Raw genomic sequence first — 14858 nt, 5'->3', positions numbered from 1 at the left:
AAGTAGTCAGATTGGCTACTTGTCTTTTTCTTTCTCTAAAAAACAGAAAATTAAAAATAGGAGGATTGTGTATGTTTAATGATTTGGAGAGTAAATTACAGTCACTTTTAGAGCGAAATATTACTTCTGTTTCAGAATTAGAAAGTTGGCTTTTCGATGAACTGCGTGTAAACGCTGAAATAGAAGAGGAGATAACAAGTAGTTTAATCGCCACGTATAGGGATACAAATGACAGAAATATGCGTGATTTACATTTGTATAATCAAAATACAATTCAACCACTTTTAAAAAGATACACTGCAAAGTTTGACCAAAAATTTATAGAGTGTCCGTTTTCTGACTTATTAGATGAGCGAAAATATGGATTTATGAAAAAAGCAAGATTTGTAAAGAGTAAAATGTTTAATGAAAAAAACATTTCTCTTTCTATTAAAGAGCAAGAGTGCATTACGAAATATAGAGAAATAATGTCTAACATAACAATTAATTGGGGAGGCGAGCAAAAGACGTATGCACACGTTAAAGCAAAGCTAGATAACCTAAATAGAGCTATTCGCGAAAAAGCTTGGTACGCTTTATGTGAAGCAAGGAGTGTAGTGAAACCAGAAGTGGATCGTATTATGAATGAACTCATACAATTGCGGAATGAGATAGCTTTAAATGCAGGGTTTAATAATTATAGTGAATATGCTTTTAAACAAAAAAACAGAGATTACAGTATTGATGATTGTTATAAGCTCCATGAATCTATAGAAAAGTATGTTGTACAAATTTGGAAACAGTTAGGAAGTATTTCTAAAAAGAATCTCGGTGTAAAAACGTATCGTCCTTGGGATCTTTCTCCATGTAGTTTACCAAAAGTCCCATTCCAAAATGTGATTGATTTATTAAATGGTGTGGAAGAAATATTTCGAAAGACAGATTTATATTTTTATGAGAAATTTATTCATATAAGGAAAGCTGGATGCATTGACGTAGAAGAACGTGAAAATAAAGCACCAGGAGCTATTTGTTTTACCTTGCCTCATAGTAAAGAGGTTTTTGTGTATTCTAATTTTAGTCCTTCATTTTATGCAATTAATGCACTTATACACGAAGTGGGGCATGCATTTCATTTTTATAAACAATTTAAAAACGATAGTAGTATGCAGGAAAGATATCTGCGCGAAGAGGTGGCTGAACTTTATTCCCTCAGTCTTGAGTTATTAGTAATGGATAAGCTGAATGTTTTTTATAAGCAAGAGGATGAATATAAAGAAGTGCAACGCGTACAAATATATCGTGCTTTGTCTTTATTAATGTCGTCAATTGTAGGAGATGTATTCCAGCACTGGATCTATGCGAATCCAAACCATACACCAGAAGAACGTGATAAGAAATACGCCGAACTATGCAAAAGATATCAATATTCAACAGTCGACCTTGCAGGATTAGAGGATGAAATCGGTGCAAGTTGGATAGAGTCATTTCACTATGTTCAGTTTCCTTTTTACAAAATTGAATATGCAATTGCACAAATAGGAGCAATGCAATTGTTTCAAATGTACCGGGAAGACCCAGAAAAAGCGATTGCTTTCTTTAAAGAAGGTGCGAATGCAGATTGGAATTTATCTATACAAGAAATATATGAAAAAACAGGTGTCACGTTTGATTTTTCGGAAGAAAGGATAGAAAGTACTGCAAGTGTTATTTTGGATGTGATCAATGAATTAAAATAAGGATAGCATTCGCTATCCTTATAACTGTTTATTCGTAGATTTTTTCTTGTTTATATAAAATGTAATAATAGCTGTAATTAGGAAAATAGGTAGGGCATACGCTTGCCCAACAAACAATTTCCAGCCAATATGATTATAGCCTTGGGATGATGGAGCGATCATAGCGATTATGCAAATTATAATATAGAGTACTAGTGCAGGGAGTATATTTTTCATTTGTTCACCTCCTTCTAAAGATATCCTATTTGATTATTTATATATTTTAATTATTATTAAGGGCTTTGAAAAGTAAATATACTATTGTTTATAGTATTATAATATTTACAAGAAGGTACTATGTTTAAATAGGGTAATGGGGGTTCAAATCTTAAAAAAGTGAATTATTAGTAAAGAAGATGGTCATATGGTAAAAGATGTAATTTTTATATTTAATATCATTATATAGCATGTTGAGGGCAAAATGTATAAAATAATTAACATTACTTATGCAGGAGAAGAGGTAAGAAATATATGGGAAGGTTATGCATAATTCCATGCGGAAAGAAGAAAATTTGGGATAAGTATCCTGATTACGGACCGATGGAGGCAAAAGATGTATATATTAGCCCGTTCGGAAAAGCATGTCAGGCATATGCAACAATGTTTTTTGAGAGTTGGGTTATATTATCGGCGAAGCATGGATTTTTAAGGCCAAATGATATTGTACTAGAAAACTATGATCTTGCGTTTGATTCAAAGAGCGATAAGGTAATAAGTATAGAGCAATTACAAAAACAGATGGTAGATAAAAGTTTACTACAGTTTGACGAAATCGTCTTACTTGCAGGGAAAAAGCATAAAAAAGTAGTAACAAAGCTATATCCAGAAGGAATGATTACATATCCGTTAGAAGGATGTAAAGGAATTGGATATATGTTGCAGAGGTTGAAAGAGGCGGTGAAGGAAGAGGAGGAAATATAAGTATAGTTTCGGTCACCATGAGCTTAAACTGTTTTTAGGGAATTAAAACGTAAAATAGAGTTTTTAAGCATCGCCAAAAAGGTGATGCTTTTTGTTCGTGTCACCACTTTTTATATCGAAAACGATTTGCCTTCACCTTTAGAAAATGTAGGATGTATGGGGACAGTTAAGATTGTAAGAGGGAATAGCAATAAGACAAGTTTTGAATATGATATTAAGAAAGGAGATGTTGATAAATAATGGCCAGATATAGTTTGCATGGAGGACACAATAGTATTGTTCAAGGGGCTAATTTTGGGAATCGGAAAGAACACGTTCTAGATAGGCAAGTTAAAGATGCTGTGGCGGCTAAGTTAAGATCCCTAGGACACACGGTTTATGACGATACGGACGAGGTAGGGACAACTCAATCACAAAATTTAAATAATATCATTCGGAATAGCAATTCCCATGCTGTGGATTTAGTTATTTCTTTTCATCTTAATGCAAGTGATGGAAATGGACAGGGTGTTGAGGTTTTGTATTATGATCAGAAAGATTTGGCGGCTAAAATATCAGCTCAACTAGCAAAAGATATTGGATGGCGTGATCGAGGTGCGAAACAACGTACAGATTTAGCGGTATTAAATGGAACGAAGGCACCGGCTATTCTTATTGAATTAGGATTTATTGATAATGAATCCGACATGGCAAAATGGAATGTTGATAAAATCGCTAATTCTATTGTATTTGCTCTTACAGGACAAACAGGAGGAGGTGCAACGGACTTGCTCAAAGTAAAAACTGGTGGTGTAGCATTTAGCAATTTACAAGCTTTGGCTCAGGCGATGGTTGATGCGGGTATTGATGGACAAATTGTCGTTCAGAAAGATGGCATTGGTTATGCTATAACGAATGGCTATCCGTCCGGAAATATCGATAAATTTACAGCTTGGTTAGATGCACGTAAATGGTACTATGAGTACTTGAGATAAAACGAAAATTAGTTTGATTAAAAACTAAAAATTGTCTTATTTTTAGCTAACAAGTATATTAAGTAATTAATAATTATGTAACTATAAATATGGATAATGTATATGTAAAGTAGTACACAAAACCACCTGTCAGAAAGGTGGTTTTGTGTATCCCGCTTTAATGGGCAGTAAAATTCATACCTCAAAATTCGGATGAAGCTAAGAAATTAGCTGGGAATTGTACTGCTTGTGGCCTCCTACTGATTATAGTTTAGAGCTTTGTAAGTCTTTACTTATTAAACCTGTAATAATATTTTATTTTCTCAATACATAAGCCGAATTTTAAATTATTACTAAATAATACAATACTTCTCATACTATTTATTAGATGATAATAGCAAAAAAACAAGCTTTGAATATAATAATGAAAAAGGAGATGTTAAATAATGGGTTATATTGTAGATATTTCGAAATGGAATGGCGACATTAACTGGGATATTGCAGCACCACAATTAGATTTTGTAATTGCACGTGTGCAAGATGGTTCAAATTATATAGATCCTTTATATAAAAATTATGTACAAGCAATGAAAGCAAAAAATATTCCGTTTGGTAATTATGCGTTCTGTCGTTTCGTTTCAGTAGAGGATGCACGGATAGAGGCGAGAGACTTTTGGAACCGTGGTGATAAAAATGCAACAGTTTGGGTAGCTGACGTAGAAGTAAAAACAATGAACGATATGAGAGTGGGTGCACAAGCTTTTATTGATGAATTACGCAGATTAGGAGCTAAGAAGGTTGGTTTATATATTGCTCATCATATGTATGATCCATTTGGAATGGCAAATGTCAATTGTGATTTTGTATGGATTCCTCGTTATGGTGGTAACAAACCAGCCTACCCATGTGATATTTGGCAATACACAGAAACAGGGAATGTAGCCGGTATAGGAAAATGTGATTTAAATAAGTTAATGGGAAATAAACCGTTAGTTTGGTTTACTAATCAAACTATTGAACAATCGACAAAACAAGAAGGAGTTGGAATTATAGTGAATAAATTTAGTAAAGTTGTTACGTATGAATTTGGTACAGCATTAGTAGTAGAAATGTTAGGAATGATGGATGCTCTTGGGTATGAATCTCGTATTATCTCATATGGAGATAAACAAGGATTAGTTAGATTTGAAACAGCATATCGCCAAGGGAATGAATTAGATCGAGCGACAGCGTGGTTAGATGCTAAAGGACTTAAATATTTTTATACAAAAGAATAGTTTGCTAAATAAAAAGCCGTCATGTGACGGTTTTTTATTTATATGTAATCTTTTAACTCTACTTATAATATGGAGAAAATAGATTAACAAACAAGCCATTGTATACTTTCAAACATAGAATATGATGCATTCTATCAAGGAGGAAGCATATTTATGAGAAATACTTGTCATTGTGGACATTTTCAAGATTGTAAAAAATTTTGGGATGATTTGATGTTTGGGAGATATAGATGTAAACGCAATGATTTTCACGAGTGTTGTTGCAAAGAGAAACCGAAGTGTGAGTGTGAAAAATGTCATTGTAAAACAAAAGCGAAATGCCATTGTAGGCATGAAGAGGAAGGGTATTAATAATAAAAAGGAGTACGATACGTACTCTTTTTTGGGTGATTATATTCCATGTTGAACAGATTTCTTTACAATTAACCATGTGTCTTTCTTTTTAATCGTTATAGCTACATTAGTTCCATTAGATTCCTTATAAAAGATATATCCATTGTTTGAGTTTACATATGTGACTGGTTCGCCTATGCAATCTCGCGAGCAGGATTTGTTGACTAGTTCAATTAGGGATAGTTCGCTTGGATCTGTTTTACTTGCTTCTATAACAGCATCAAGGTTCGTTTTTCGATAGCCTTGTAAGTTGATATGAAAAAGCTGCTCTATTTCTCCTGTAATGCTAGTATTCATTACTTCTACTGAATTCTTTTTTTCTTGAAGAAATCCGTTTTCATAAAGTAATTTTGTATATCCAATCCATGCTATTAATACTAGCATGAAAAATATACCCGTCATTTTAAGCGTTCGTAGTCGTTTACTTACAATAGTTTCTGAGTATTTCATTCAGTCTAATCCTCCAATGTTTTTAATTTAAAATATGCTTGGATACATACTTTTAGAAGAGGATGAAATTTGATGAGTTTTCAATAAAAAAGAAAACATCCAGAGTTAGATGCTTTCTTTTTTGTATTTTTTGCTATCTGTTCGTTACTTGTTTCATAAGTGGTCTAATTTCTTTAACCGGTGGTTTTTTATCGTATACATCAACGTAAGAAAAATAATAATTTAAGTTTCTGAGAATTCCTTTTCCTATTTTAGCACTTAAGAAAGGAAAGACTTGTCCAGTATAATCATCAAGAGATTTACAGTAGTATTTTTCATCTAAATATATACTGTATTTACATGTTAGTTCTACTAGTGAGTTTCCTTCATCATCAATTACTTCTTTAGAATCAATAATGTCTATTAATGCGAATTTTTCATTTAGATAAACTTTCTTCTTTTTCTCATGTTTATTTGTAAGTATAAATACGAGACCAATGGCGTTAATCAAACTATTTCCTCCTATAAAAAACGGATATTAATAAAATATATCGATATACGTTAAATGTAAAGAGGACAGGTGAAATATCATTGCTAGAAAGTTCGATAAGCCGATTTGGTTTTCAAATCGACTTATTGTTATTGAAATACTTGCGGGAATTGCTTTACGATTGCGTTTGTTATTATGTCGGACATTTCTAAAGCTTCTTTTTCAATTTTATCGTACAATTTTACTCCTGCTTCATAATCTTTATTTAGAAATGCCAGTGCTTCTGCTTTTGTTAATGCTAGATGTTCATAAAACATTTGTGTAAATTCTTCTTTTTGTATATATGGGTTGATGCTAGTAAGAAACGCTACAATTTCATCACCGTTAGCGTACCATTTTTTCTCTATAGCGACAGCTGCGTTTTGGTCACCAGCTTTTGCGGCTTTAACAAGATCTGCTGCAATTACTAAGTGGTCTTTAATTAATGCACTATATTTTTTTACTGCATCTTCACCATAGAATGGTTCAAGAGATAGTCCCATATGTGTTGCATTTTGAAGAAGCCGTTTAACTGTAACGTTTACGTCTGGTAAATGAAAGACAATACTTATAATAGCTAATCTCGTCCAAGCGACATGTTGTTCCCATAAGGAACGCATATAACCTTTTAAAAAGTTCTCATTTTTACTAATTCTGTAATTACGTACAGATGTATCAAAGTGTAGATAATGGTTATGATAGGGGGAGTAATACGATTGCCAATAAGAATACATAAACGGTAACACTCCTTTGAACATGTATAACTCAAAGTATGATGGGAATTTATAATTAGTTACGTGTCCTCGTTTATTTTCAGAAATTGATATGGAAAAAGATGAGGAATTTTATTGCGTTATATATAAATAAATTGAATATAAAGTAAAAGAGGCTCTGCAAGGGAAGTTGCAGAGCCTCAAAAGGGTATTGCCGAGATGTCGGACTCGACTACGTAATATTATCATAAAATTCTATTAAAAAAACCTGGTAAATGTGTCCAATTGAAAGTGAGTCTTTAATAAAGTGAAAGGGACCTGCTTCCCGCGGCAGATCCCTTTCACTAGATAATGTCGATGAGCAAAAACTCATCTGGAGTACCTTTATAGTAACAAGTGAAATTCGTTTTGTGTATTGAGAAAAAAGAATTAGATAATTAAATGTTAAGCATTTATATTTTACCTTTTGTGATTATCACCATTTGTAGTGAGTGGATTAAGATTATAAAATGGCGATAAGATTTATAATTACATCTAATAGTGTTATGAAATATATAATAATAATAAAAGACCCGCTTATATAAACAGGTCAACTTAAGGGGGTTATCAAACAGAATATTTCATATGTTAACAACTGTATTGTATTAAGTCTATAAGGTTCATATTGAGAAAATGATTATGAACGATCTATTTCGCACGTGTATTAACGTTTAAAAAGTTGAGAAAGAAAATGAAAAAGCTTTCTATAAGAAAATAATGGTTGGTACTTATAGTATGATTCATATTTCCACGCTTCATTATTTGAGAATTGGGGTTGGTTCGATACGCCTTTCTGTTTGATGAAACTAATATTATGGTGCTTCATATAGTAACCTCCTGAATTCATATGTATAAGATTAGTAGTATTCAAGGAGAATTAATAAAATGTGTATTTATTTAGAAATTCGTTATAGTTGTTAATCAATCTCTAAAACGTAAAGAAGCATAAAATAATGAAAAAGCAAGACGTTAGTCATGTATTCATCACTTTCATGACGCATAAGAGATGATATAATAGGAGTAGATGAAAGATAAAGAAAAGCAGGTGACTCTTTTTTGTTTACAAAAGCACAAGAACTTTTAGCGTCTTATTTCGGTTATTCGTCATTCCGAAGAGGACAAGATGAAACAATTAAAAATGTATTAGATGGGAAAGATACAGTTTGTATTATGCCTACAGGTGGTGGTAAGTCAATTTGTTATCAAATTCCCGCATTAGTATTTGAAGGAACAACGTTAGTTATATCGCCTTTAATATCACTTATGAAAGACCAAGTAGATACATTAGTACAAAATGGTATTTCAGCTACATATATTAATAGTTCTATTTCGATTACAGAAGCGAATCAACGAATTCAATTAGCGAAACAGGGCCATTATAAGTTACTTTATGTAGCGCCAGAGCGACTTGATTCAATGGAATTTGTTGACCAACTGATCGATATGAAAATCCCGATGATTGCCATTGATGAGGCGCACTGTATTTCGCAGTGGGGACATGATTTCCGTCCGAGCTATTTACATATACACCGTATATTAGATTATCTTCCAGAAAAACCGCTCGTATTAGCATTAACTGCTACGGCAACACCACAAGTTCGTGATGATATTTGCAACACGCTTGGAATTAATCAAGAAAACACGATTATGACAACGTTTGAGCGCGAGAACTTATCATTTTCTGTTATTAAAGGACAAGATCGTAATGCATATTTAGCGGATTATATTCGTCAAAATCAAAAGGAATCTGGGATTATATATGCAGCTACTAGAAAAGTAGTTGATCAGTTGTATGAGGATTTAATGAAAGCGGGAGTTTCTGTATCAAAATATCATGCCGGTATGAGTGATAACGATCGAAATGAGCAACAAGAACTCTTTTTACGTGATGAAGTGAGTGTAATGGTAGCCACATCTGCGTTTGGGATGGGTATTGATAAATCGAATATTCGTTACGTTATCCATTATCAACTTCCAAAAAATATGGAAAGTTATTACCAAGAAGCAGGACGTGCTGGCCGTGACGGATTAGATAGTGCATGTATATTGCTTTATTCTTCTCAAGATGTACAAGTACAACGCTTTTTAATTGATCAATCGACAGGAGAGTCTCGTTTTTCAAATGAACTTGAAAAACTGCAAAATATGACTGACTACTGTCATACAGAACAATGTTTACAATCATTTATTTTGCAATACTTTGGAGAAGAACCAAAAGAAGATTGTGGCCGCTGCGGTAATTGTACAGACGACCGAGAAAGTATCGATGTGACGAGAGAAGCGCAAATGGTTTTATCTTGTATGATTAGGACGAACCAACGATTTGGTAAACAAATGATTGCACAAGTACTAACTGGATCTAAAAATAAGAAAGTCATTGAATTTAATTTTCATACTTTGCCAACTTACGGACTTTTATCAAATCGTAGTGTAAAAGAAGTGAGTGAATTTATTGAGTTTTTAATTTCAGACGAATTAATTGCAGTTGAACATGGTACTTACCCGACACTAAAAGTGACGGAAAAAGGGAAAGAAGTGTTACTAGGTAAAGAGAATGTATTACGTAAAGAACGAGTAGAGACAAGACAAATCGTTCAAGATCATCCTTTATTTGAAGTACTTCGTGAAGTACGTAAAGAAATTGCACAAGGAGAAGGTGTACCTCCATTCGTTATTTTCTCTGACCAAACGTTGAAAGATATGTGCGCAAAAATGCCGCAAAGCGATTCTGAACTTTTAACTGTAAAAGGGATTGGTGAACACAAACTTGTGAAGTATGGTTCGCACTTCTTACAAGCAGTTCAGCACTTTATTGATGAAAACCCAAACTATGCTGAAACTATTAAAACAGAAGTGGTGACAGAGCGGAAGAAATCAGGGAAAGCTTCAGCAAATTCTCATTTGGAAACGTATGAAATGTATAAACAAGGTATTAATCTAGCTGAAATTGCGAAAGAACGTGGATTATCAAGACAAACGATTGAAAATCATTTAATTCGTTGTTTTGAAGATGGAATGGAAGTAGACTGGAACAGTTTTGTTCCTGCAGAATACGAACAACTGATTGAAACTGCTGTGCAAAATGCTGATGGTGGTCTGAAATCGATTAAAGAACAACTTCCGAATGAAGTGAGTTACTTTATGATTCGTGCTTATTTACAAATTAGAAAGTAGAGACATGTAAAAGGGGATAGGGATTTATGCATCACGTTTTTGTATATGGCACGTTAAGAAAAAAGCAATCGAATGCTCATTTTATGCAAGGTGCAATATGCATTGCAGACGAAGCATGGACGTATGGGGGATTATTTGATACAAACGAAGGGTATCCGGCGATGACTTATTCGAATGAAGAAAAGGTGTATGGAGAAGTTTATGAAGTAAATGATGACATATTGCGTAAGTTAGACGAACTAGAAGAATATACAGGTAATGCAGAGACGGATTTATATGAACGAATCACACAAATAGTATTTGATGGTGATAGGGAAATAGAGGCATATGTGTATATCGCTCAAGATAAAAATATGCTAAAGAAAGTTATCATTTCTGGTGATTGGTTGAAGTATCAACAAGGGAAATAATAGCAGCCATAGAGCAGATAGTGGAATTGTCCATTATCTGCTCTTTTATTTTTGATACTTTAAAAATTCTTATTATTTAGATAAAATGTAAATATAGGGAAATCAAAAGGAGGATTTTTCATGGGTATCAGAAATTTAGTTTCTCACCTGTAGTAGAAAAATAACGTACAGGAGGAGAATAATAATGAACGAATTAAATGTAAAAGAATTTTATAAAAAACAATTTGAATTACTAAGCTATGATATAAAAAATGAAAATTGGTTGCAGGAAGTTGCGAAAGAAGTACAAGAACAAATTGGATATCCATTTCAAACGATGTTAGAACTAGGAGCTGGAAATGGTGGTTTTGCAAGAGCGATGTCTAATTTGGATGTAAAAATGACTACTGTTGAGCTTGTACCAGAGTTAGTTATGTTTGCTAAAGAACATTCTACTAGTGATATTGAGATTCATTGCGCTGATTTTTATGAAATTAACTTTGAAGAAAAGTTTGATGTTGTTAGTTATTTAGATGGATTTGGTGTAGGGACAGATAAAGAACAATTGGTTTTATTAAAACGAATCCATAATTGGTTGAAAGATGATGGGTGTGCACTTATTGATATTTATCAACCATTATATTGGGAAAAAGCAAATGGACAAGAAATGCCGATTTATTCTGCAATGCGAAAATATGAATATGATAGTGAAAATGCTAGGATGCTGGACCACTGGTGGGAAAAGGATTCTTCAAATGATATCGTGACACAATCTTTACGTTGCTATACGATAGATGAGATTAGTAATTTATGTGCGGAGGCTGGTTTCAGTATAGTTGGGATTTTCCCAGGAGGAGCGTATGACTTTGAAGAGAGGAAATATAAAGAGCAAGCGTCTTTAAATGAATGTTTATCATATCGAATAAAAGTAAAAAAAGAGTAGGGATTAATTCCTTACTCTTTTTGTGCTTTTATAGTGTGAATCATTGACTGTTTTTCGTATTTAATTGTCGTTCTTTTTTTATTCTTATAGATCTTAGTACGATCCCAATTCCAAGAAATATAATAGTAGCAACGACTCCGCTAATAGGGTTTAACCAAAAATCACTGCTGTTAGTAAGTGTAATAATCCCTGTTATTGTAACTAAAACAGTAGGAACGGCATCTTCAATTGCATGCATGATAACGCATGGCCATACTGACTTTGTAAGTCTATATATTTCAACATACATAATAGACCAAGAAACCATAAGTAGACAGCCTGATAAAAGCATATGTAACCTTGAAATAGATTCGAAATATTCATTTGGTAAAAAAACTAAATAATAAGCGGCATGCCAAAGAGCCCAAACTAAACCAGAAATAATATAAATAAACCAATCGTTTAACTTTAGTTCAATGAGCTTAGGAGTTAAATAACCGCGCCATGAAAACTCTTCAAAAATATTTTTAATAAAGTTACCAATAGTAGACATGAATATGAGTGACAATAACGAATATATTTCAAAACTAGTTATGTTAGCTACTCCAAAAATAAGTGCTAAACTTATCGTTATTACTGTAACGAACGGATAAATTAGTATCGCAACGAAGTACCATTTAAAGTTTGCTTTCAAATTTAGTTTTATACCAAAATCATTCCAATCTCGGCTAATAACTCTAAGGAAAATACATGAGAGGAAAGGTAATATTAGCCACAGTCCCATGCCTAAAGAGTTTCCTTCAGGCTGATCTGTTAGAAAAGAATCTAGAATTACGCCAATCCAGCCACTTGCCAATACAATGAACACAAAAATAAGTAAATGTAACTTAAGGGTTTTTCTTTTGGTAGCAGTCATTTTCAATAGACTCCTTTACTCTTATTTTTGACTTTTGTGACCTTGGGTGTTTTATCAATGAAATAATAGATAACTAGAAAAGAAGCTGGAGAGTATGTAAGGGAAACTTAGTTAGATAGTATAAAGTCCTTTTAATCAATAGAAAATAGCGGCTTTTGTATAAACCACTTTATTATATGTGTAGTTGTATGATTTAGATGTTATATATTCTTATCATGTAAAAATCTCATTGGAATTTCAATATTAGAAAGGTGAAAAGTAAGTTTTTTCAGAAAAAACAAATTAAGTCCTTGACTTTATAATTGGATTTTTAATACAATTATATTTCGACTGAAAAATTAGAACGGACAGGAGGGAATCATCAAATGAACAACATTTTTGAAGAAGAGTTACAAAAAATGAAAGATACATTACGTACGATGGATGATCAATTAGAACAGCTCGAAAAAATTCCAGTTTATTACGGCGATGATTTTAAAGAGCAAATTCTTGAAAGTATGAGGGAGTCTAATAGACAAAACTTACGTATTGGGGTACAAGAACCGTACTTTGGTAGATTAGATTTTCAAGAGGATGGCAAGGAAGAAGTTATGCCGATTTACATCGGTAAAGTTGGTGTTTCAGATAAAGATACGATGAAGCCAATTGTAATTGATTGGCGGGCACCTGTCGCAAGTATGTTTTATTCATTTACCGGCGGTGATGAACTAGCATTTTATCAATCACCAGACGGATTAGTAGAAGGTGATGTTTATTTAAAGCGAAACATCTCTATTCGAAAAAGAGAATTAGAACGTGTTGTTGATACATATGTAAAAGGAAATGAAGATGTCTCGCATGCCGATGATTTTCTTCTATATCGATTAGGTGAGAATAAAGATAATAAACTAAAGGATATTGTTTCGACGATACAATCGGAGCAAAATGATATTATTCGTGCGGAAAGAAACTTGCCATTACTTATTCAAGGGGTTGCAGGAAGCGGTAAAACAACAATCGCTTTACATCGCCTTGCTTTTTTAATTTATGAATATCGTGAGCAACTAGAAGCTGAAAGAATGATTGTATTCGCTCCGAATAGTTTGTTTTTAGACTATATTTCGAGTGTGCTTCCTGAATTAGGTGTCGGGAATATTAGTCAAACAACATTTCCGGACTGGGCATTACGTACGTTAGATGATTCGGTGAAACTGAAGCAGACAGAAGAAAAGTTGAAAGAAGCATTTTCTATTAATCGTGATGAAAGAAAGGTTATGCTTGGTAAATTGAAAGGTACGCTAGAATTTAAGTCCTTTATTGAAGAGCAAATGGTTCAATTTGAAAAAGAACTAGTGCCAACAAGTAATTTTGAGGCATGGGATAAAGCTGTTATTCCAGTGGAAGATATAAAAAAATGGATGCAAGTTGAGTATAAACATTATCCATTAAAGAAAAGAAGAGAACGTTTAGTTGGCCGAATGAAGCGCTGGATTGAAATTGAACTAAAAAAGTATGGCGAAACAAATGAGAAGAAATTATTAAAAAAAGAAGCGACAAAGAGATTGAACAGTTATATGAAGTTTTGGCCGAAAATGAGCTCGCTTTCAATATATAGTTCAATATTGAAAAGCAAAGAAATACTCGAAGTATTACCCGAGGAACTTGTGAAAGAAACTGAGAAGAGTTGTCGTAAAAAAGAAGTGTATGTAGAAGATTTACCCGCTTTAATTTACATACATCATCGCATAACAGGTATTGAAATCGGGCAGAAATTTCATCACGTCGTTATTGATGAAGCGCAAGATTTCTCACCATTCCAAGTTTATGTATTAAAAGAAATTACATTAGGTAATTCTTTCACTATATTAGGTGATTTATCTCAAGCGATTTATGATTACCAAGGGATTGAAGATTGGAGTGCTTTTAAGGAAGTATTCCAAGAAACAGGCTATTATGAACTGACGAGGAGCTATCGTTCTACAAAAGAAATTATTGAATTTGCGAACGAAATAATTAAAAACGCCGAGATTCCAGTAGGGCTTGCGACACCAGTTTTTCGTAGTGGTGAAGAGGTCAAAGTAATTCAAGCAGAAGATCAATTTAATGAGATTATGAAGACGTTAAAACATTTACAAAATGATGATGTGAAAACAATTGCGGTAATAGGAAGAACAGACGATGAATGTCGCGATATATATGAGAAATTAACAAAGGCAGGAGTAGCTGTAAACGTCATTGAAGCAGATCAAAGTAAATATGAAGGTGGTATTTCAGTAGTACCTGTATACTTGGCAAAAGGGCTAGAATTTGACGCTGTTCTACTCATTGATGTTGATGAAGAACATTACAAAAATACAAAACACGATGCGAAGTTACTATATGTCGGATGTACGAGATCACTTCATGATTTATGGATTTTCCATAGTGGGGAAGCATCGCCTTTAATTAACGGATTAAAATAAAAATG

General features: G+C 33.2%; 14 protein-coding genes. 9 read left to right on the top strand and 5 right to left on the bottom strand.

Features of this window, described 5'->3' with window-relative positions; genetic code table 11:
* Positions 1-71 precede the first annotated feature (71 nt).
* Positions 72-1718, top strand: a complete 1647-nt coding sequence (locus tag MR070_RS09570; protein ID WP_242261133.1) for a M3 family oligoendopeptidase — start codon at positions 72-74, stop codon at positions 1716-1718.
* Positions 1719-1736: 18 nt separating this feature from the next.
* Here MR070_RS09570 and MR070_RS09565 read toward each other — a convergent pair whose 3' ends face one another.
* Positions 1737-1934 carry a DUF4017 family protein gene (locus MR070_RS09565; protein WP_000789867.1) on the bottom strand — a complete coding sequence of 66 codons (198 nt, stop codon included), beginning with the start codon at positions 1932-1934 and terminating at the stop codon, positions 1737-1739.
* A 294-nt stretch (positions 1935-2228) separates the two neighbouring features.
* Here MR070_RS09565 and MR070_RS09560 point away from each other — a divergent pair, with 294 nt between their 5' ends.
* The 4 genes from MR070_RS09560 (at position 2229) to MR070_RS09545 (ending at position 5314) form a co-directional block, all read left to right on the top strand.
* Positions 2229-2678, top strand: a complete 450-nt coding sequence (locus MR070_RS09560) for a DUF6884 domain-containing protein (protein ID WP_242261132.1) — start codon at positions 2229-2231, stop codon at positions 2676-2678.
* 239 nt (positions 2679-2917) lie between these two features.
* Entirely contained in the window at positions 2918-3652 is a 735-nt protein-coding gene (locus MR070_RS09555; protein ID WP_000135293.1) for an N-acetylmuramoyl-L-alanine amidase, read from the top strand.
* Positions 3653-4077: 425 nt separating this feature from the next.
* Positions 4078-4908 (top strand): GH25 family lysozyme, encoded by an 831-nt coding sequence (locus tag MR070_RS09550; protein WP_000540603.1) that lies wholly within the window; start codon positions 4078-4080, stop codon positions 4906-4908.
* Positions 4909-5125: 217 nt separating this feature from the next.
* Entirely contained in the window at positions 5126-5314 is a 189-nt protein-coding gene (locus MR070_RS09545) for a hypothetical protein (protein WP_000502289.1), read from the top strand.
* On the opposite strand, the gene MR070_RS09540 is transcribed toward MR070_RS09545, so the two are convergent.
* From MR070_RS09540 to MR070_RS09530, 3 genes are all read right to left on the bottom strand, one after another.
* Positions 5299-5751, bottom strand: coding sequence for a hypothetical protein (locus MR070_RS09540; protein WP_000877599.1), 453 nt, complete (start codon positions 5749-5751; stop codon positions 5299-5301). The two genes, MR070_RS09545 and MR070_RS09540, sit on opposite strands and share 16 nt — an antisense overlap.
* A gap of 133 nt (positions 5752-5884) precedes the next feature.
* Complete coding sequence (locus MR070_RS09535) at positions 5885-6241, bottom strand: hypothetical protein (RefSeq protein ID WP_000606237.1); 357 nt, start codon at positions 6239-6241, stop codon at positions 5885-5887.
* Positions 6242-6369: 128 nt separating this feature from the next.
* Positions 6370-6993: an acetylglutamate kinase gene (locus tag MR070_RS09530; protein ID WP_242261131.1), complete on the bottom strand. Its 624-nt coding sequence runs from the start codon at positions 6991-6993 to the stop codon at positions 6370-6372.
* A gap of 1074 nt (positions 6994-8067) precedes the next feature.
* Between MR070_RS09530 and recQ the strand changes: the two genes are divergently transcribed.
* From recQ to MR070_RS09515, 3 genes are all read left to right on the top strand, one after another.
* Positions 8068-10185 (top strand): DNA helicase RecQ, encoded by a 2118-nt coding sequence (gene recQ, locus MR070_RS09525; protein WP_242261130.1) that lies wholly within the window; start codon positions 8068-8070, stop codon positions 10183-10185.
* 26 nt (positions 10186-10211) lie between these two features.
* The gene (locus tag MR070_RS09520) at positions 10212-10595 is read left to right on the top strand and encodes a gamma-glutamylcyclotransferase family protein (protein ID WP_000546575.1); all 384 of its coding nucleotides are present in this window, start codon (positions 10212-10214) and stop codon (positions 10593-10595) included.
* Between the two features lie 184 nt (positions 10596-10779).
* Entirely contained in the window at positions 10780-11517 is a 738-nt protein-coding gene (locus tag MR070_RS09515) for a class I SAM-dependent methyltransferase (protein ID WP_242261129.1), read from the top strand.
* Positions 11518-11557: 40 nt separating this feature from the next.
* Here MR070_RS09515 and MR070_RS09510 read toward each other — a convergent pair whose 3' ends face one another.
* Positions 11558-12412 (bottom strand): CPBP family glutamic-type intramembrane protease, encoded by an 855-nt coding sequence (locus MR070_RS09510; RefSeq protein ID WP_242261128.1) that lies wholly within the window; start codon positions 12410-12412, stop codon positions 11558-11560.
* Between the two features lie 365 nt (positions 12413-12777).
* On the opposite strand from MR070_RS09510, the gene MR070_RS09505 reads away from it, so the two are divergent.
* Positions 12778-14853, top strand: coding sequence for a HelD family protein (locus MR070_RS09505; RefSeq protein WP_001059515.1), 2076 nt, complete (start codon positions 12778-12780; stop codon positions 14851-14853).
* The last annotated feature ends 5 nt before the right edge of the window (positions 14854-14858 follow it).

Source organism: Bacillus cereus group sp. BfR-BA-01453 (assembly GCF_022662915.1).
Classification (GTDB): Bacteria; Bacillota; Bacilli; order Bacillales; family Bacillaceae_G; genus Bacillus_A; species Bacillus_A paranthracis.
This window is presented reverse-complemented; position numbering and strand designations above follow the sequence as displayed.

What these genes read in the sequence shown, in the direction of transcription:
- MR070_RS09520 (WP_000546575.1), top strand. Translation starts at nt 10,212, where the DNA reads ATGCATCACGTTTTTGTATATGGCACGTTAAGAAAAAAGCAATCGAAT.
- MR070_RS09555 (WP_000135293.1), top strand. Translation starts at nt 2,918, where the DNA reads ATGGCCAGATATAGTTTGCATGGAGGACACAATAGTATTGTTCAAGGG.
- MR070_RS09530 (WP_242261131.1), bottom strand. Translation starts at nt 6,993, where the DNA reads ATGTATTCTTATTGGCAATCGTATTACTCCCCCTATCATAACCATTAT.
- MR070_RS09570 (WP_242261133.1), top strand. Translation starts at nt 72, where the DNA reads ATGTTTAATGATTTGGAGAGTAAATTACAGTCACTTTTAGAGCGAAAT.
- MR070_RS09505 (WP_001059515.1), top strand. Translation starts at nt 12,778, where the DNA reads ATGAACAACATTTTTGAAGAAGAGTTACAAAAAATGAAAGATACATTA.
- MR070_RS09515 (WP_242261129.1), top strand. Translation starts at nt 10,780, where the DNA reads ATGAACGAATTAAATGTAAAAGAATTTTATAAAAAACAATTTGAATTA.
- MR070_RS09565 (WP_000789867.1), bottom strand. Translation starts at nt 1,934, where the DNA reads ATGAAAAATATACTCCCTGCACTAGTACTCTATATTATAATTTGCATA.
- MR070_RS09510 (WP_242261128.1), bottom strand. Translation starts at nt 12,412, where the DNA reads ATGACTGCTACCAAAAGAAAAACCCTTAAGTTACATTTACTTATTTTT.
- MR070_RS09560 (WP_242261132.1), top strand. Translation starts at nt 2,229, where the DNA reads ATGGGAAGGTTATGCATAATTCCATGCGGAAAGAAGAAAATTTGGGAT.
- MR070_RS09550 (WP_000540603.1), top strand. Translation starts at nt 4,078, where the DNA reads ATGGGTTATATTGTAGATATTTCGAAATGGAATGGCGACATTAACTGG.
- MR070_RS09540 (WP_000877599.1), bottom strand. Translation starts at nt 5,751, where the DNA reads ATGAAATACTCAGAAACTATTGTAAGTAAACGACTACGAACGCTTAAA.